This is a genomic window from Streptococcus sp. bf_0095 (genome assembly GCF_004166885.1).
Taxonomy (GTDB): Bacteria; Bacillota; Bacilli; order Lactobacillales; family Streptococcaceae; genus Streptococcus.
In genome coordinates this window covers 234,889-252,390 of sequence record NZ_RCYU01000001.1, presented here as the reverse complement: position 1 = coordinate 252,390, position 17,502 = coordinate 234,889, and the positions used below count along the sequence as shown (strand labels likewise).

Here is a 17,502-nt window from a genome sequence, read left to right as displayed (position 1 = left end):
TGACAGATTATTTCTTGTCAGTTGCTGGTGCCAACTGCATGAACATTTGACGACCATCCATTTTAGCACGTTGTTCGATGATAGCAATATCTTGAGTTGCTTCAGCGAAGTCGGCTAAAACTTTTGCCCCAATCTCTTTATGGGTGATCATACGACCCTTAAAGCGAATGGAAACCTTCACTTTGTTCCCTTTTTCAAGGAACTTGCGAGCATTGCGAAGTTTTGTATCGAAATCACCCTTGTCGATAACTGGGCTCAAACGAACTTCTTTCACGGTCACAACGCTTTGTTTTTTGCGTTGTTCTTTTTGTTTCTTCTGGTACTCAAATTTGAACTTACCGTAGTCCATAATTTTCGCAACAGGAGGTTTAGCTTGAGGTTGAATGAGAACCAAGTCCACATTAGCGTCGTCCGCAAGTGCTTGCGCTTCACCAAGTGGTTTGATACCCAATTGTTCGCCCTCAAGACCGATTAAGCGAACTTCACGTACACGAATTTCATCATTGATGAATAAGTCTTGCTTTGCTATGGTTTTCACCTCTTTTTTTATTTTAGAGAAAAACAAGAGCGGACTTGCTAACGCAAACCCGCACTACATGATTATAGTTCATTTCTGAAACTTGATCCGTAGGGGCCAGACAACGTTAGTCGCAAGGCGAGAAGTTCTCACTTCTGCTTTTCTCAACTTTTATATGATATCAAGTTTATGATGGATTGTCAAGGATTTTTTTTGCTTTTTCTTCAATAAATGCAACCACTTGATCAATTCCGACACCAGTCGTATCAAAATGAATGGCATCGTCTGCTGGTTTCAATGGCGAAACCTCTCGGTGACTGTCTTTGTAGTCCCGCTCAGCAATTTCTTTTTTCAATACTTCTAAATCTGTTTTAATGCCCTTGCTCAAATTTTCCTTATAGCGACGTTCTGCACGTTCTTCTACAGAAGCCACTAGGAAAATCTTCAATTCTGCATCTGGTAAGACAACCGTCCCAATATCACGACCGTCCATGACGATCCCACCTTGAGCAGCAATCTGTTGTTGCTGGGCTACCAAGCGCTCACGCACAGGAGCCAAGGCAGATACCCAAGAGACATTATTGGTCACTTCATTGTCACGAATTGGATGAGTCACATCGACATCAGCTACGAAGACTAATTGCTGCCCGTCTTCAGAGCGCCCAAAGCTCACAGGATATTGGTTCAGCAAATCAACCAACTGGTCAACATCTGCTTCAGTCAGATCATGACGAAGAGCCAGATAGGTCGCTGCGCGATACATGGCACCCGTATCGAGATAAGTGTAGCCTAAATTTTTAGCAATAATCTTAGCAACAGTTGACTTCCCGCTAGATGCAGGGCCATCAATCGCGATTTGAATCTGTTTCATAGCTTATCCTTTATTTAATCTTGACGACATCTCCTGGATTTGCATACCATGATCCAGTAGACATGTGAGATGGATTCAGTTGCTCTAATTCGGCGATCGAAATGCCAGCACGCGCCGCAATTGCTGCTTCTCCTTCACCAGCTAGGACTGTAATCGTACCTTCTTCAGATTCTTCTGCACTTGCTTCTTCTGTCTTTTCTGCAGCTGGAGCACTGCTTGCTGCAACGACTGTTGTTTCACCATTGTAGAAACCGCTCATTTGTTTCTTCTTATCGCTTCCACCTGTAGAAAGGTAAACTAAGAAGCAGACCATCGCTACAATAATAATAAAGAAAATAATCGCCAAGATGGTCAACAAGCGATCAGCTTTTATCCCATTTAATTTGTTTGTTCGTTTCAATGTTTCTTCTCCGTCATCATAAATTTCTTCTTCCCATGGCTCTTTCGGCATAACTTCCTCCTTGTGTTTTCCTGTTAAAATCATTACAATATAGATATGAAAATAACCTTAATACCTGAACGTTGTATCGCATGTGGCCTTTGCCAAACATATTCGGACATTTTTGACTATCACGATAATGGCATCGTTAAGTTCACCTCTGAGGATGAACGATTGGAAAAGGAATTTCCTACCGATGCTTCTATCCAAGAAGCGGTTAAAAATTGTCCAACCCGAGCTCTTATCAAAGATTAAGAGCTTTTTTCATTATCTGCATAGTAGAGTTGATAATAGTCCACATGGATAAAGTTATCTGTCAACTCAATCTCACCCTTAAAATGATCATTCAAGGCTAAGGCATTGATAAAGTATTTTTTGGGCCACTTACGCATACAGAAGGTCCGACTTCTTGATCCATCGTTAAAAATTAACTTGATAGAATTCTTTGTAACTTCCACTTTTTCAATCGATGAAATCGGAACTTTTATAGGAGTTAATGGATTCGCCGTGATAATCCGTAAAATCCCATCATCGTAGATCGTAAAATAGCGATGCACTCCTACAGCCAGCAAGGCCATAAAGAGAAAGAATGAAAAGAGTACCACCGTCGGGATACTGGAACTCTCATACATCAGAGCTAGTCCAATAAAGACGGGTATAACCGATAATGACCAATAGGTAATCAGCATGGATAAATCAGGCTGCCAATGGTATCGGATTTTCCCAAAAATCTTAATCATATGCGGAACCCCCTCCTACTAGTTTAGCATAAAATCAACAAAAATAGAACAGGAAAGCCTGTTCTATTTTTAATAATTTTAGCAATCAAATCACTGAATGACAGATTGATGAAAGCTGGTCTCTTTCCATTAATTTTTTGCCGATGGTACCTTGAAGAAATCTTGGGAAAGGTATCCTTTACCACTTATCAGATCATACTCAACCATTTTGAGATCCTCAGCGATTTCCAACGCTTCTCCTTCTAAAGCTTTTTTGTCAACACTTGCTTTCTTCAAAACCTCAGTCAAAAGAGCATAGTAAGGTGAGACTTTAGAGTTGGTCTGTTCAAAGACTATAGCAGAGAAATCACTCGAGTTGACTAAAGGATAGTCTAATTTAGGAGCATCGAAATTACTCCAAATAAAGTAGTCTGTTTGGTATTGACCTTCTGGATAGTTCTTAAAGGCAGATTCTGGATACAAACCAGGCAAATGATCTCCGTAAAAAACAACTGTAATCTTTTTATCGATTTTGGATAGCTTTTCTAGGAAATCTTGGGTGGCGCTATCAGTTTGGTATAGTAGACGACTGTAGAAGGTTAGTTTAGAGTTCTCCTCGTCGCTAAATCCATTTCCTTTTGCATCCAAAGTTTCTGGATTAGCCTCTAACCAAGGTGAATGATTCTGCATAGTCATTACTGAAAAGAATTGTCCCTTTTGAGGAATTATATTTTCTAGTACTAAATTGTAGGTAGATTCGTCACTTGGACTAATCCCTTCTTTTCTATATTTGATTCCCTTTGTATTCGTCGTGATAAAATCCTTAAAATCTAGTCGAGAATAGACGATATCTCTAGAGTAATTTGACTTCCCAGCGAGATGGATCGCGATTTTGTTCTTCGTTTCATAAGAATTACTAATTGAGGGAACATTATGAATTTTTGGAAATACTTCTGTATACAAAACAGATACTGTTTGAGAAATATTATAAAAAGGTAGCCCCGTCAATGTTTGAAATTCCATATTGGCAGTTCCACCACCATAGCCATCTGATTGCATTTGGCCACTCGTGTGGTTACGCATAACGTTCTCAATATTAGGAATTGGATTTTGAGTTAATTCAACTCCTTCAATTTTTCTCGGATCTGAAAAACTTTCGCTTAAGACGTAAATAACCGTCTGATCATTCAAATAGTTTTGTCTCTCCTTATTTATACCATTCGCTAATTCATTGTACTTCGCTTCAATCTTAGCTATACGATCTTTTGAATAACCTTCAGGCTTCTGAATAACTTCCGTCGTCAATTGGTTCATCCAAACATATGTAAGTCCTTTATAGCGAGCATTGGAGGTATTCCCTAACCAATCGATGTCTTGATAATTATTGAGGGTGCTTATAATCGGAACATTCGATTTAATTTTCCCATTTTCTTTATCAGAAAAAACAGATGCTACGTTTATAAATAAGAGAAACATTGATAATACAAGTAGAACTTGTGCTTTCCAAGAAGAAATAATTTTTCCTTTGAAAAAGTACCTCATTCCAAGAAGAGAAAGAACCACAATTGCTACTAATCCACCAATTGTATATAGTATTTGAGAAGCATCAACAAAACCGAGTAAGGTAGCTGGCTTTGTTAACCATGTTAGATCACTCGGCAATACTGGCTCATTTCTCATTCCAAATTTGATAAAATTCGCAATGACAAAAGATACAGATACCAGTAAAATCAAACAAGAGGCTATCCAATACTGGTTGATAGCAATATAAACAAAGAAGATTATAGCTGTCAACACTAAAATTTGGAACAAGATCGCATCTGGGATTGTATAATGTATTCCTAAAAATGGTTCTGTTCTTCCTAAACTAAATTGGAAGAAATAATTTAGAACGATTGCAATAGTTACACTTGAGAAAAATGCTAATGATAAACTGGGTTTATTTTTCACGAAATCTCTTTGGCCTTTCGTATAGAAAAAACCAAATATGGAAAGAATCGGAAAAGCAAGCATTAAAAATTCATTTGTCATCCAAAACTGTTGAGCAGAATATTTACCAATTTCTAATGCTTTATACAAAAAATTATCTGTTCTGTATATTAATAACGAAAAATTCTTATCCGTTACGATAAATGTTATCAAAATCTGTGACAGTATAATGTATTGATAGTTATCTTTTATTTCTTCTAAATTCTTTTTTCTAGAAAATAATCCATCCGAATGATACCTATACAGAACAAGCATCATTGTTAATAAAAATAGGGTACCAATAACTACAAAGGAATCCGTTCTAAAAAAAGGATTTTTTTGAAAGTTCCAAACCTTATATTTGGGATTATTTAGAAACAGAGAAATTTCTGTAATATAAGAAAGTACATTATAAATTAAGTAACTAATCAGTAATTTCAGAGGAAACCATTTCTTAAAGTTAAAATGTGACATTAATACAATTAACAATAAAAAACTAATTCCAAACAATATTCCCAAATAGTTGACGTACTTAAGTACAGTCCCTGTCGCTTTGTTATGTATGGCTAAATTATTTTGCGCTAAATAAAAATTAAAAAAGAAAAATAAGACAAAGGTGATTACATAATAAAATTGAGTCCTTGAAATTTTGGATTTCAAGTTATTTAAAAACGTATAAAAATTAAACTTCTTTTTCCGTTTCATTATTTCACTTTCTTAACTATTCTTTTCACTATATATTTCACAGCTCTTGCTGGCCCGATCACGATATACTTTAAGGCTCCTTTAATCCCACCAATTTGATTAAAGTCCACGAAGGTATGTGGTTGGAGATCCTCTCGATTGTTCAATTGCTTATTATCGATAAATGGTGTGAGAACGTGTGGATTTTGGGAGATCCTAAAGTCATATTTTTGATCCCAGGCAATGTAGACTAATAAGCGTTCAATCGCATGAAGGATTGAATTTTGAGGAAGAGGTTCAGCTGGAACATCTGCTGCTGTCAAATTCAAATCAAAGAGTGGTTTCAAAGCATCATACTTAAACCAAACAAAGGTGCCATAGCTCATAACAAAAGTATTGAGATTTTTGAAATCAATAGTCTTGGTCGCTCCCATCCGTTGCCAGAGCTTGTTCATCTCTGGTGAAATGAGAGCTTCATTCCAGGCAACCACTATTCGATTGTATCGGAAGAAGGTTGGAATATCTGCGATGGTGATTCCAACTTTTGGATTGGCCTCCATATTGGCAAGGATTTGATCTGCCGGTTTAACCAACATATCAATCAATTCTTTCCGCCAAGATTCACCAGCCCAGAAATCTGCTTCTTTGGATTTCTTGGTATGAAAATGGCCGACATAATCATAGTGAGAGAGTTGCTCTTTTAAGAGCAACATTGGTAACACATCTCGTCCAATGTTTCCAGTCACCACGACTGTCGCAACTTGGGCCCGATTAGAAAGAATCTCCTCAATAGCCTGCTTCTTCTCTTCTACATCTGTCGTAATCCACAAGTCATAAGCAAAATGAAAAGCTTGGAAAGCATCTAGAAATTCTTCTAAGAGGTCCACATAAAAGACATGGAGATGAACCGCAACTTTTTTATCAAATGTGTCTCCTAAGTCTTGATCCTTCAAATACTTACGGGATAAGAGATAAGGATAGTCCGGACGGTCAATCATAGACATGTGGTTAAGAATCAAATCCAATGGATAGTTCGATACACGCTCCAATTCATCAAAAATATAAGGCATGATTCCTTCATTGTTCGCAATGGTTTTGACTTTGATGAAAGGAACCTTATGTTTGAGAATCGCTGTAGGATTGTAGTAAGAAAAGTCTGGATAGAGCATCCCCGTTGTATCTTCATGGATGGTATTAAAGACAGTTTTATAGCGAAAACCAGCATCCAAGAAATTCGTTGTGACCTTAGTCTCGTAGTTATCGATCACATCTTGGACATTGGTAAAGTCTTGAACGCCCTGCCAAAACTCATGGAAAGTACTTGATTCAATAACCTGTTTTTTAAAGCTAAGATAATAACTTTGAATATGCTCGTTAAAATCCTTGTCTTTCCGATAATTGGTCATCCCCCAAAAATCTACTTCAGGGTCATTTTCAAACTGCTGATAAATTGATTCTAAATCCCAAAGCGGTCCAAAGCAGGTATCATTCATGAGGGTAACAGAATCAAAGTGAGACAGTTGATCAAAGCCGACTTTCTTCATTCCATCCCGCCAAGCAGCGAAGTCAAAGCCACTATTTTGGCGCTCAAGAATATCATCCACCAACTGTTGGGAAGACAAATGATCCTTCACATCTTCTGGTAGCTGACTATTAGAGATAAAGACCACCCGTGAATACAAGGGACGAATTTTTTCTAATTGGTAGAGTACATGCCCACTAATAAAATTAAACTTATTGTAGTGAACATATAAAAGTAAACGTTGCATATTATTTCCTTATTCTTAAGAATTTCAAGATCTTTGTTGGAATGGTCCAACGGCGTGAATGGATGACTGTATTATATGCTTCTTTCGTAGCTTGTAACTCTGCCTCAAGATTTTTCAAACTATTTTGACAATCTAACATTTCGGCAGCAAAAACTTTTCCGATATAATCCGGTGCAGAGGGATTATCTATAGAAATCATTTTATAGCTCAGTTGATACACCCCTTCTTCTTCAACTTCATAAATCAATTGAGGATCCGGTTCGCTAAACAAATACAAATTATCAACAACAACGCCATTACTATAAACAGCTGAACAAACCTTACCTGACGAATCTTTCAATTCAACATCAGAATAATAACTTGGACGTTCCGAAAGATCCACTCGAATGACTGATGTTCCTTTCGGAATTTCGATTGTCAGGCAATCTTCTTTTTGAAGCAGTTTGGTCAAGGTACGATCTTCCGAATAGGTGTTTTCTTCATCTCCCAAATAAATCGTAACAGATTCCATCCCAATATGTGAAAGGGAGTCCATTGGTTTAGACAAGCGAATCTCATAAGTATTAGTACGATCTAAGAGAATTTTTGTCATCTCTTTAAAATCTGCATTTGGATATTTATCAAGATAGGCTAATTGAGTTTGCAGTAGCTTATGGAAGCGACGTTCCAATTTTCTAAAATCACAAGGACGAGAATCCGATCCTTGGTTGATAGTATAGGCAACCGTTGCTTCATCCAGATACGCTAAAGAAGTCCGTTGAAAGAGTTCCAGTTGTAGATTAAAGGTATCGTCTGATGTCGTAAGATCTAGCTCTTGATTGACTTCTAGCATCAGATCTCTATCTACTAGCCATGTAGAGGCCATGGTAAAGCCTCTAGTCGCAAGCATTTTTTCGTAGGTATCTGCTAATGGAATCGTATGATTAGCAAAGCCAGCCTTAGAAACAAAATTACCACGCTCATCATAGATATCAAAATCAGTATTGGACCATTTGCAATCCGGTTTACTTTCTAATAAGTCAACCTGTTTCTGCAGTTTTAAAGGCTCCAACCAAAAATCATCTCCGTCACAGCGGGCAATATACTTTCCACGCGCTTCTTTACAGATAGAGACCCAGGTTTTGGCGATTCCCTGATTTTCATCCTGATAAAAAGCCCGAATCAGATTAGGGTAGTTTGCTTGATAGTCCTGAATAATAGAGCGAGATCCATCGCTTGAGGCGTCGTCCACCAAGATAATCTCAATAGCAAACTCTGTTTGTTGCACTAAGAAGCTATCGATTGTCTTCTTAAGCCAGGGTTCTTTATTAAAAACTGTACAAATTATCGAAACAAAAGGCGTCGTTTCCATATCTCCCTCAGTCTAGTCAGTTATTGACCATGTTCCATTGCGTTGGATTAAGCCACTTGCTGCATCCATTGCTGATTTATCATCCAAAGCTATATCATCTCGATTGATAAAGATTAGTGGGGTTTGCGTAGCATCTGAAAAGGCCAGCATCTGTCCTTCGGCATCCCGCACTGTCACTTCTAATTTCATTTTTAAGTCATTCACTGCTGGAAGGGAACAAGTGTAGTGAACCGTTTTATGTCCAGCCCCACTCATCAGCTGATCCATCGAATTATCATTATAGATCCAAATATTCCGATCGATATCTGTTAAAGACAGTGCGATATAGGTCTGGATATCTTCAAGTACATCAAAATCAATTTGGAAGTGAATCGTATCTTGGGGGCGTAACTTGTTCGAGCTTAACAACTGAAGCTGAAAGTTTTCAACCAATACTTGTTCTTCATGGTTGGGATTAGCACCTCCACTAGCTTCTCCCCCCTGTTGCAAAGGAGCTGTATTGTCAAAACTATACTGGTTGGCAACATTTTCAGGACTACCAATTGCTTTCACCAAACCATTTTCAATCAAAACAGCTTTGTTACAATATTTCTTGACGGCTCCCATATCATGGGTAACCAGGATCGTTGTTTTCCCTGATTTCTTGCGCTCTTGGAAGTAATCGTTACACTTGCGCTGGAAGGCTTCATCTCCTACTGCGAGGACCTCGTCCAAAATCAAGATATCCCCTTGGGCCTTAATGGCAACCGAAAAGGCTAGACGAACCTGCATCCCTGATGAATAGTTCTTGAGTTTCTGGTTCATGAATTCATGCAACTCGGCAAAGTCTACGATGTCATCATACATGGCATCAATCTCAGCTGTTGAAAAGCCCAGCATGGCCCCGTTCATATAGACATTTTCTCGACCTGTCAGTTCTGGGTTAAAGCCCACTCCAAGCTCAATAAAGGACACCAGTTTCCCATCAATAGTGACGGTACCTTTTTCCGGCACATAAATTTCAGAAATAATTTTCAAGAGGGTTGATTTCCCAGAACCATTTCGACCTAAGATCCCAAAAAAGTCTCCCTTTTCAACTTCAAAAGAAATATCCTTGAGAACGTGCTGTTCTTTATAACCTTTAATACCTTTGAAGCGATTGACCAGGGCAGTTCGAAGACTATTGGTTGCCTCTGTTGGCAACTTAAAGTACTTGCTGACATGGTCTACTTTTACTGCAATTTGTTTATCTGTCATTAGAGAATCTCCGCAAATTTCTTAGCATGTTTGTTAAAGTAAGCAAAGCCAGCGACAAAAATAAGAATTGGTAAAACATAAGGAATCAGAACCAAGAACTTATTTTCCACCAAAAGCCAGACAGGGGTGTTGGCCTTATCAATCAAGAAATACCGCATGTCTTGAATAATTTGTGCTAATGGATTCATCATGACCAATTTAGCCGCCCATGGATTGCGGTCTGCAATAAAGGTAATTGGGTAGATAATTGGCGTCGCATACAATCCAGCTTGCAAGAGTACTTCCCAGACTTGACCTAGGTCACGGAAACGGACAAAAAATGTCGCTAAGATCAATGCACATCCTGTCGCCATCAAGAACAACTCAAAGAATAGCGGAATCACCATCAAAGCTGTCCAAGAGAATGTCACCCCATTAAAGAATGAAAAAATCAAAACAACAATAAGGTTAATGACAAAGTTAATGGCTGCTCCTGAAATCGCAGACAAGACAATGATGTGTTTGGAGAAGTTCAATTTTCGCAGCAAGTCGCCTCGACTAACAATCGACACCATCCCCATAGATGTTGCTTCTGAGAAAAAGCCCCAGATTACATTGGCCAATAAGAGGGCAACTGGGAAATGGGGCACATCTCCACCCAAACGTAAGAAGCGGATGAAGACGACATACATGATTGTAAAGGTCATCAAGGGCTTTAAAATCGACCAAAGATAACCGATCGCTGATCCTTGGTAGCGTAATTTAAAGTCTGTTTTAATTAATTCTCGTAATAAAATTCGATTTTTCTGACTAAAAACGTCAAACATTATTTTTTACCTCGATATGCAAACTTTGTCAGAATCAAGCTGGTAAACACAAAGGTGTGAAAAGCCCGGTTCTTCCGATAACCATACTGACGAATCCGTCTCAAACGTTCTTTTAGTGGAACGTCCATGATGGTCACAAAGTTTTCAATAATTTCTTTATTTTGGGGACTGACTGGCAGATCCAATAAATTTTTTGCTTGTTCTTGACTGGACTCGATGAGATTCCAATATTTAGCAAAAAGAATATGAGGGCGAACCCAGTTTTTAACCCGTTTTCTAAGTGTACGAGCACCCAGAACATTGCTACTGTGCTGCCGGTACAATTCTGTCGGCTGATCGATATAGATCAACTTTCCAAAGGCAGTTGCTAGTAATGCTAAATACCAATCATGCATGAGAAGCGCATGTTTTTCTTGGCCTGTCCATAAGTCAGCCAACGCGTGGTTAATCATGGCTACCCCACCAGTTACTGTATTTTCCGTCAACTCTTGAATCAGTTCTGTATTGGCATGATCAGACTGGGTGCGAATCATACTCTCATGTTGCACGTTCAAGTTTTCATCGACCACTTTTAAATCTGTGTAGACCAGCAAAGGGACTTCTTGAGGGTGCTTGGCCGCTTCTGCTACTTGAAGAGCAATTTTTTCAGGAAGCCAAACATCATCTTGATCACTGAAGCAATAAAGATCTGCTTTTTCATATTTCAAGAGGGCGTGGAAGCTCTTGATAACACCAAGATTTTCGATAGCTCCTTGATTGATAAAGCGAATGCGCTCATCCTGAGCCACCAGCTCTTGGATAATCTCTACCGTACCATCGGTTGACCCATCATCTCGAATCAAGAGTTGCCAGTCTTGATAAGTCTGGTCTTGGATACTTTTGACCTGCTCTTTTAGATACTGTTCACCATTATAGGTGGACAACAAGATATTTACTTTCATGATAAGAATAATTCCTCGTACTCACCTACAATTTTTTCCCAGGTAAAGTTTTGCTTCATATTGTCCTTGGCACGTTGACCCCGTTCAGATACATCTTCTAAAGAATCAACCTGGTCGATCAGATGCGCCAAATTCCCAGCTTCTTTGGTCCAATATTGAGCTGTGTCCTTGGCAACCGTTTGGTTAAAGGAGACTCCTAAAACCAAATTGAGGTCTGTGTGAGCAAGTGCTTCTAAGAGACCAGGATTGGTTCCGCCCACTTCATGACCATGGATATAGGCAAAGGCTTCTTTACGGATATACTTCAAGAGGTCTTGATCATAGACCGTTCCTACAAACTTAACGCGAGGATCCTGATCAAATCCAGTTCGAGCTCGGAGTTCTTCAAAATAGGGATTGCCTTCATGATTACAAATAATCACCAAATCCCGCTTGGTGGAAGAGGCTATAAATTCACGAATAGCGGTCTCATAATTATTTTCTGGGACAAAGCGACCCAAGATCAAGTAATAGTTCTTCTCCTGAGTCTGCCATTTCTGATAGAATTCTCTGACCTTATTATCCTGACGGGTCAAGCTGGTCGGAGATAAGTCCGTCCCATAGGCAATATAGGTCGTCTTGGACCAAGGATAGGCTTCCTTGATATAGGACTCAATACCTGGGTTGTCTGAAATTACCAAGTCAGCGTGGCGTGTCATGATTTTTTCAGAATACTTGAGATAGGCTTGAATCGGTTTAGCCCACTTGGCCCGCTTCCACTCCAGTCCATCTGGATTGATATAGAATTTCCCACCCATCTTATGAATCTTACGCGCAAAGGGTGCCACAAAGGCTCCAATTGTATTGCCCAAGACGTAAAAAATCGGCTGTTCAATTCCTTGTTTCTTAATAAGCTTCAAGGCATAGTCGATGGCCATCATATCATAGGCAATGACGCGAGCTGGCCCAAGCTTAGGCGCTTTAATCGTAAAACAATCGACACCCTTGTAGTCAAAATGATGATAGGCTTGATCATTAGAAAGGCAAGCAACATGGTACTGGATTTCCGAAGACACTTGATGGGAGACCAACTGGTCTACAAAAGTCTCAAAACCGCCATATTGAGCCGGAAGCCCACGACTTCCGATAATAAAAACGTGTTGCATAATATTCCCTTTCTAACAATTTACAGTCTATTCAATTATACCATTTTCTAGGCTTTTTGCCTAATTCAAACAGAAAAGCGACCCTTGAGGGTCGCTATCATAATCTTGATTTAATATGAATAACTCAATAAGATGTATTCATTCAACAAGCCGTTTACTTAGCAAATTTCAAAATTATTGTTTTAATAAATTTTAGTAGTATAGTTAAAATGAAAGTTATAAAGATAGATTGTAACAACAAGAATACTACAATCAAAGGAAATTTCGGTAAGATGTTTGTAAAATCCCCCCATTTATCAACTATTTTAGGATACCAATAATAATCTCCAATCACAGATAGTAAGTAAATTGGAAGAGTGTTCTTTGAGATAAATAGAATAACTCTTTTCAACCACTCATTTTTTATAGAGACTTTTAAGTGTATAACTGAATAAAAGATTAAACTAGACAATAGGAATACCGGAAGAATTCTATATTCGATTCCGAAACTAGTTTCAGATATTGCTGCTAACCCAAAAACACTTAAAACGTCTAGAATGAAAATAACAATAACAAGTTCCTTGAAACTCAACTTCTTATTTGATGAAGCGAGAAAAGCTCCAAGAAGATAGTATGTGATAGGCCAGAGCCCTTTCCAATAATCTGGAATGATGTGCGGTAAAATCAAAAAATTTTGTTCATTGTTGTTCAACAATGAAAGAGTAGGTGGAACAATAGTTAGTAAAACTAAAATAGCTAAAACTACAACTTGATTCTTACGGCTAGTTAACGAATTGAAACCTGCATTCAAGAAAGGGATTAACAGGTATAAGCCAATATATAGGTTAACATACCATGCATAGTGACTAAAGGAAAAAATATTTTCTAATAACTTCGCAAAATATTCTTCATTGACAACTCTCATATCAAAGAAAGTATAAACTGCTGCCGCGAGAGCATAAATTCCAATTACTGGAAGTAGTTTTATAAAGTAGGTTTCACTATAGGTCTTATCTTTCATTAAATAGCCTGTAGTCATGATAAATAAAGGAACACAGGTCATCAAAATCATCCAAATAAAAGATGACAAAAAAATACTTTTAAAAGAAAAGGACCGACCATAATAATTAGTATGAAGGAAAAAATGCACTCCTACGACAAATACGATTGCAATACATTTAAGTATATCTATATTTAATTTTCTCTCTTTCATAACTCTCCCTATCATATTAGCAAATGAAAAGATGGCAGATCACCATCTTTTCATTTTAATTATTTCACTTCTTGTTTGTAAAACTCTTTCAAGGCATCTTGCCAAGTTGGAATGACGAACCCTGTAGCCTTAGCCTTAGCCAAGCTCATCGTTGAGTTAAGGGGACGTTTTGCCTTAGCTGGGAATTGGCTAGAATCCACTGGTTTCACTTCAACATCCGTATCTTTGAGGATTTCAACTGCAAAGTCATACCAAGTTGTATCTTCTTTCGCATCGTTAGACAAGTGGTAATAACCATATTCTTTACGATTTTCAGCCAAATAGGTCATAAATTCTGCAAGAGTACGTGTCCAGGTTGGACGACCATGTTGGTCATTAACAACTGTCAAAGTCTTGTGAGTCTTCGCTAGGTTTTGCATCGTAAAGACGAAGTTTTTACCATAATTTCCAAAGACCCAAGCTGTACGGATGATGTAGAAGTTCGAAACATGCTTCTCAACCAATTCTTCTCCCATGCGTTTTGTACGACCGTACTCTGTTTGGGGATTTGGTTGATCGTCTACTTCCCATTCTTGTCCAACTGGCTTATTCCCATCAAACACATAGTCCGTAGAAATATAGACTAGGGTTGCCCCATGTTTTTCAGACGCCTTCGCTACATTTTCCGTACCAGTCACGTTAATAGCATAGTCCAACTCTTTCCCTTCATCTTCAGCAGCATCAACGGCTGTATAGGCAGCACAGTGATAGACTAGAGTTGGCTTCACTTGCGCAAATACCTCGTCTACTTTCTCTGCATTTGTGATGTCCATTTCAGCTACATCAACAGCTACATATTCTTCATTTCGTTCATCTAACAAATGGCGAAGCTCCGTTCCAAGTTGACCATTTGCACCTGTAATTAAAATCATAGTAATATCCTTTCAAATGCTTTTTCCCTTTCATTATAGCAAAAAAAGCAGAAGTTTTCTGCTTTTTAGGATGGGAATTGTTCCCTATTTTTTGAGTGCTTTTTCTTGAAAATTAAGAACACAAATATCCAGGAAATCCATTCAATAAAGTAACCAAGATACTGAAGAAATGTCTTATGATATGAAACTTTTACATGACCTGATTTTCTAATTGATAGATGAATTTTTCCATTATTTAATGCTTTTTCAGGAACAGCTGGTCTACGAGATTTTTTATTTTGTTTTAACTCCGATTCAGTAAAAGCACGCTGGCCCAGCATAGGTTGCGAACCTTCAGCACCCTTAGAATACTCCGCACGGTATCCTTTGTACCAAATAAGCGGTACCGAAATGGTACTTTCATTTATATCATCAGAAAGCATTATATCAAATTCTAAAATGTTGTATTTCTTTTTAATATTTGATATTTTTACGCCTTTTTCAGTATTAAATTCTGTAAATTGAGGCAAGCGTACATCTTGATTATTAATATCAAGGTTGTAGTATTCATCACCTACAGGATCGATATATTTCGATTTGTCTCCTTTGTAAACAGATTTTAGTAAATTCTCATTTTTAATGTTATCCTCACGCATCTGCTTATAATTTTTTGAGGATGAATCAAATTGAGGGATAACTTGATTGAAATAGAAAGATAGACTCAAGATACATAAGACGATAGAAAAGAAACCATTTCTATTTGTAAAGGCAAGAAAAAACAGGAAAAAAAGTGGAATGAAAAATAATAGACGTCCTGAATACTGCATACTACCTAAAAAAGTATATTTCAATATCGAATTCCAAGGTAGAAGACTCGTCGCAGAAAAATATAAAATCCAGCAGGACCAAAATATGGTCTTACTTAAACTTCCTAGCCGACGATAGAATAAGAACACGATTATACTCGTATAAAATAGTCCATCTCTTATAAACTGATGGATTGGCCACTCTAATGGTGTAAAGGGTTTATAAAAACCATATCTATCTGCCTGAAATGGGAATGGAACAAAAAAAGTATCTTTCACATTCACAGGAAAACTCCTCGCTATCCAGGTGAAGAAAAACTTTTGCGATGAAACCTGTTCAAGATATTGAAAAATGTAGCCTGCTGACAAAAATAAAGCAAATAAGATTGAAATCACAAAGGAGACTACCTTATCAAGTGTCAATTTTTTATAATTTAATAATAAAAATACTGCGGAAGAAATGGCAAGTATGATAGTAGATAAGATATGAGTTTGGATTAAAAGCGCTACTACAATCCCTAAATAGAGTGGGTTCTTTTTATTTAGGTAGAGCACACGATAAAGAGAATAAATAAGAATTGGGACCAGTGGCATTACCATGGTCATTCCAAAACCAAATAAGGTGTAGTAACACGGTATTGTTAAAGCCACTACCAACCCAGTTATCTTGTTTTTTAATATTTTTGAAACAACAATATAACTTGCTAGGCTTGTACCAAGAGTGATCAAAAATGCAAATATAGAATAAGCAAAATTCCCATCGTTAGTCATCATATAAACAATGGCAGATGGATAGAACTGCCAATTGCCATAAAACATTGGTGAAGCGTAGCCCGTTCCAAATGCAAATAAAAAATTCAGATTAGGGAGTAAATCCCAGTGTTCAATCGATTCTGCTAAGCCGACAATTCGAGTTAAATGAAACACGTAGTCATATGAGCGACTTTGAAAATTGATTAGATTAAAAGATACAAAGGTAAAGATGACCGAATACGTTGTTAATAATAAATAGATCATCTTATTGCTGATTTGATTGAAAGTATTGACAAATTGGTCGATATGACTGCGTATCACTTTTATCAAATCAAACTGATATATTCTTTCTAGGAGTTGATCAACTCCCTCGTAAAATGTATCTATTTTTTGCTTGATAGAAACTTTCAAACTAATGATATTTTTCATTCTTCACTTTTCTCTTTTATGACGTAAATAGGACGTTTCTTGGTTTCCATGAAGATTTTACCGATATATTTCCCTAGAATCCCAATGGTCAATAATTGGAATCCTCCTAGGAAGAGAATCACAGTCATTAATGATGGCCATCCAGAAGTTGGATCCCCAAAGACTAAAGTACGAATTACAATCAAAATCACCATGATAAAGGCTGAGAGCCAGGATAGGAGTCCACCGATAAAGGCAATGTTTAGTGGAGCATCCGAAAAGTTTACAATCCCTTCAATAGAGTATTTGAAAAGGGACCAAAAATTCCAAGAAGTCTCTCCTGCCACACGCTCTACATTCTTATATTCTAAGTATACCGTCTCAAATCCAACCCAGGCGAAAATCCCCTTAGAAAATCGATTGTACTCAGATAGTTCAAGTATCGCATCAACCATTTGGCGACGCATCAAACGGAAATCACGCGCCCCGTCGACCATTTCTACTTGGCTAATATGATTGATCAATTTATAAAACATGCGTGCAAAGAAAGAACGAATCGGGGGTTCACCTACCCGAGTTACGCGTCGGGTTCCGACGCAGTCCAAATCTGGCTGTTCATCCAACTTCTTTTTCATTTCGATCAATAGTTCAGGAGGATCCTGAAGATCCACATCCATAACAGTTACATATTCACCCTTGGCACGCTCAAGTCCTGCATACAATGCTGCTTCTTTTCCAAAATTACGAGAGAAAGAAAGATAATGCACATTTGAATCTTTAAGATGCAACTCTCGAAGAACAGATAGTGTTCGATCGGATGAACCGTCGTTTATAAAAATATATTCAAACTTTTCTCCCATCTCCATCCGAACACGCTCCATCTCCCTATAAAACAATGGAATTGATTCTTCTTCATTAAAACATGGGACTACAACTGATAATGTCATATCTTACTCCTTGACTTATTCACTCTCTATTGTAACAAAAAACTAGGGTTTCCCCTAGTA

Annotated in this window: 16 protein-coding genes and 1 other annotated feature; of the genes, 1 reads left to right on the top strand and 15 read right to left on the bottom strand. The window is 37.8% G+C overall.

Features of this window, described 5'->3' with window-relative positions; genetic code table 11:
• Positions 1–7: 7 nt before the first annotated feature.
• The 3 genes from infC to EAI95_RS01260 all read right to left on the bottom strand — a co-directional run bounded on the left by infC (position 8) and on the right by EAI95_RS01260 (position 1,839).
• On the bottom strand, positions 8–538 hold the full coding sequence (gene infC, locus EAI95_RS01270) for a translation initiation factor IF-3 (RefSeq protein WP_006597373.1): 531 nt from the start codon (positions 536–538) through the stop codon (positions 8–10).
• Positions 539–553: 15 nt separating this feature from the next.
• Positions 554–684: a sequence feature (ribosomal protein L20 leader region), on the bottom strand.
• A gap of 20 nt (positions 685–704) precedes the next feature.
• Entirely contained in the window at positions 705–1,388 is a 684-nt protein-coding gene (gene cmk, locus EAI95_RS01265) for a (d)CMP kinase (protein ID WP_129821972.1), read from the bottom strand.
• A 10-nt stretch (positions 1,389–1,398) separates the two neighbouring features.
• Positions 1,399–1,839 (bottom strand): SAG1386/EF1546 family surface-associated protein, encoded by a 441-nt coding sequence (locus EAI95_RS01260; RefSeq protein ID WP_129821971.1) that lies wholly within the window; start codon positions 1,837–1,839, stop codon positions 1,399–1,401.
• Positions 1,840–1,884: 45 nt separating this feature from the next.
• Here EAI95_RS01260 and EAI95_RS01255 point away from each other — a divergent pair, with 45 nt between their 5' ends.
• On the top strand, positions 1,885–2,082 hold the full coding sequence (locus EAI95_RS01255; RefSeq protein WP_129821970.1) for a ferredoxin: 198 nt from the start codon (positions 1,885–1,887) through the stop codon (positions 2,080–2,082).
• Here the strand turns inward: EAI95_RS01255 and EAI95_RS01250 are convergent.
• The 12 genes from EAI95_RS01250 to EAI95_RS01195 all read right to left on the bottom strand — a co-directional run bounded on the left by EAI95_RS01250 (position 2,079) and on the right by EAI95_RS01195 (position 17,442).
• Complete coding sequence (locus EAI95_RS01250) at positions 2,079–2,567, bottom strand: EbsA family protein (RefSeq protein ID WP_006596041.1); 489 nt, start codon at positions 2,565–2,567, stop codon at positions 2,079–2,081. The genes EAI95_RS01255 and EAI95_RS01250 overlap by 4 nt on opposite strands.
• A gap of 129 nt (positions 2,568–2,696) precedes the next feature.
• On the bottom strand, positions 2,697–5,219 hold the full coding sequence (locus EAI95_RS01245) for an LTA synthase family protein (RefSeq protein WP_129821969.1): 2,523 nt from the start codon (positions 5,217–5,219) through the stop codon (positions 2,697–2,699).
• Positions 5,219–6,967 (bottom strand): rhamnan synthesis F family protein, encoded by a 1,749-nt coding sequence (locus EAI95_RS01240; protein ID WP_129821968.1) that lies wholly within the window; start codon positions 6,965–6,967, stop codon positions 5,219–5,221. Before EAI95_RS01240 ends, EAI95_RS01245 begins: the two co-directional genes overlap by 1 nt.
• Position 6,968: 1 nt before the next feature.
• Positions 6,969–8,318 carry a glycosyltransferase family 2 protein gene (locus EAI95_RS01235; RefSeq protein ID WP_129821967.1) on the bottom strand — a complete coding sequence of 450 codons (1,350 nt, stop codon included), beginning with the start codon at positions 8,316–8,318 and terminating at the stop codon, positions 6,969–6,971.
• Between the two features lie 12 nt (positions 8,319–8,330).
• Positions 8,331–9,554, bottom strand: coding sequence for an ABC transporter ATP-binding protein (locus tag EAI95_RS01230; RefSeq protein WP_129821966.1), 1,224 nt, complete (start codon positions 9,552–9,554; stop codon positions 8,331–8,333).
• Positions 9,554–10,360 carry an ABC transporter permease gene (locus EAI95_RS01225; protein ID WP_048716888.1) on the bottom strand — a complete coding sequence of 269 codons (807 nt, stop codon included), beginning with the start codon at positions 10,358–10,360 and terminating at the stop codon, positions 9,554–9,556. The genes EAI95_RS01230 and EAI95_RS01225 overlap by 1 nt, the downstream gene beginning before the upstream one ends.
• Entirely contained in the window at positions 10,360–11,301 is a 942-nt protein-coding gene (locus EAI95_RS01220; protein ID WP_129821965.1) for a glycosyltransferase family 2 protein, read from the bottom strand. Before EAI95_RS01220 ends, EAI95_RS01225 begins: the two co-directional genes overlap by 1 nt.
• Positions 11,298–12,446 carry a glycosyltransferase family 1 protein gene (locus EAI95_RS01215; protein WP_129821964.1) on the bottom strand — a complete coding sequence of 383 codons (1,149 nt, stop codon included), beginning with the start codon at positions 12,444–12,446 and terminating at the stop codon, positions 11,298–11,300. The genes EAI95_RS01220 and EAI95_RS01215 overlap by 4 nt, the downstream gene beginning before the upstream one ends.
• A 154-nt stretch (positions 12,447–12,600) precedes the next feature.
• A complete protein-coding gene (locus EAI95_RS01210; protein ID WP_173018593.1) occupies positions 12,601–13,638 on the bottom strand; it encodes an acyltransferase family protein in 1,038 nt (345 codons plus the stop codon).
• Positions 13,639–13,697: 59 nt separating this feature from the next.
• Positions 13,698–14,549, bottom strand: coding sequence for a dTDP-4-dehydrorhamnose reductase (rfbD, locus tag EAI95_RS01205; protein WP_129821962.1), 852 nt, complete (start codon positions 14,547–14,549; stop codon positions 13,698–13,700).
• A gap of 65 nt (positions 14,550–14,614) precedes the next feature.
• On the bottom strand, positions 14,615–16,516 hold the full coding sequence (locus EAI95_RS01200; RefSeq protein WP_129821961.1) for a hypothetical protein: 1,902 nt from the start codon (positions 16,514–16,516) through the stop codon (positions 14,615–14,617).
• Positions 16,513–17,442, bottom strand: coding sequence for a glycosyltransferase family 2 protein (locus EAI95_RS01195; protein ID WP_129821960.1), 930 nt, complete (start codon positions 17,440–17,442; stop codon positions 16,513–16,515). The genes EAI95_RS01200 and EAI95_RS01195 overlap by 4 nt, the downstream gene beginning before the upstream one ends.
• Between the last annotated feature and the right edge of the window lie 60 nt (positions 17,443–17,502).

Bases quoted from the DNA above. Each gene is read 5' to 3' on its own strand.
- cmk (WP_129821972.1), bottom strand. From the start codon at position 1,388: ATGAAACAGATTCAAATCGCGATTGATGGCCCTGCATCTAGCGGGAAG.
- EAI95_RS01260 (WP_129821971.1), bottom strand. From the start codon at position 1,839: ATGCCGAAAGAGCCATGGGAAGAAGAAATTTATGATGACGGAGAAGAA.
- EAI95_RS01255 (WP_129821970.1), top strand. From the start codon at position 1,885: ATGAAAATAACCTTAATACCTGAACGTTGTATCGCATGTGGCCTTTGC.
- EAI95_RS01250 (WP_006596041.1), bottom strand. From the start codon at position 2,567: ATGATTAAGATTTTTGGGAAAATCCGATACCATTGGCAGCCTGATTTA.
- EAI95_RS01245 (WP_129821969.1), bottom strand. From the start codon at position 5,219: ATGAAACGGAAAAAGAAGTTTAATTTTTATACGTTTTTAAATAACTTG.
- EAI95_RS01240 (WP_129821968.1), bottom strand. From the start codon at position 6,967: ATGCAACGTTTACTTTTATATGTTCACTACAATAAGTTTAATTTTATT.
- EAI95_RS01235 (WP_129821967.1), bottom strand. From the start codon at position 8,318: ATGGAAACGACGCCTTTTGTTTCGATAATTTGTACAGTTTTTAATAAA.
- EAI95_RS01230 (WP_129821966.1), bottom strand. From the start codon at position 9,554: ATGACAGATAAACAAATTGCAGTAAAAGTAGACCATGTCAGCAAGTAC.
- EAI95_RS01225 (WP_048716888.1), bottom strand. From the start codon at position 10,360: ATGTTTGACGTTTTTAGTCAGAAAAATCGAATTTTATTACGAGAATTA.
- EAI95_RS01220 (WP_129821965.1), bottom strand. From the start codon at position 11,301: ATGAAAGTAAATATCTTGTTGTCCACCTATAATGGTGAACAGTATCTA.
- EAI95_RS01215 (WP_129821964.1), bottom strand. From the start codon at position 12,446: ATGCAACACGTTTTTATTATCGGAAGTCGTGGGCTTCCGGCTCAATAT.
- EAI95_RS01210 (WP_173018593.1), bottom strand. From the start codon at position 13,638: ATGAAAGAGAGAAAATTAAATATAGATATACTTAAATGTATTGCAATC.
- rfbD (WP_129821962.1), bottom strand. From the start codon at position 14,549: ATGATTTTAATTACAGGTGCAAATGGTCAACTTGGAACGGAGCTTCGC.
- EAI95_RS01200 (WP_129821961.1), bottom strand. From the start codon at position 16,516: ATGAAAAATATCATTAGTTTGAAAGTTTCTATCAAGCAAAAAATAGAT.
- EAI95_RS01195 (WP_129821960.1), bottom strand. From the start codon at position 17,442: ATGACATTATCAGTTGTAGTCCCATGTTTTAATGAAGAAGAATCAATT.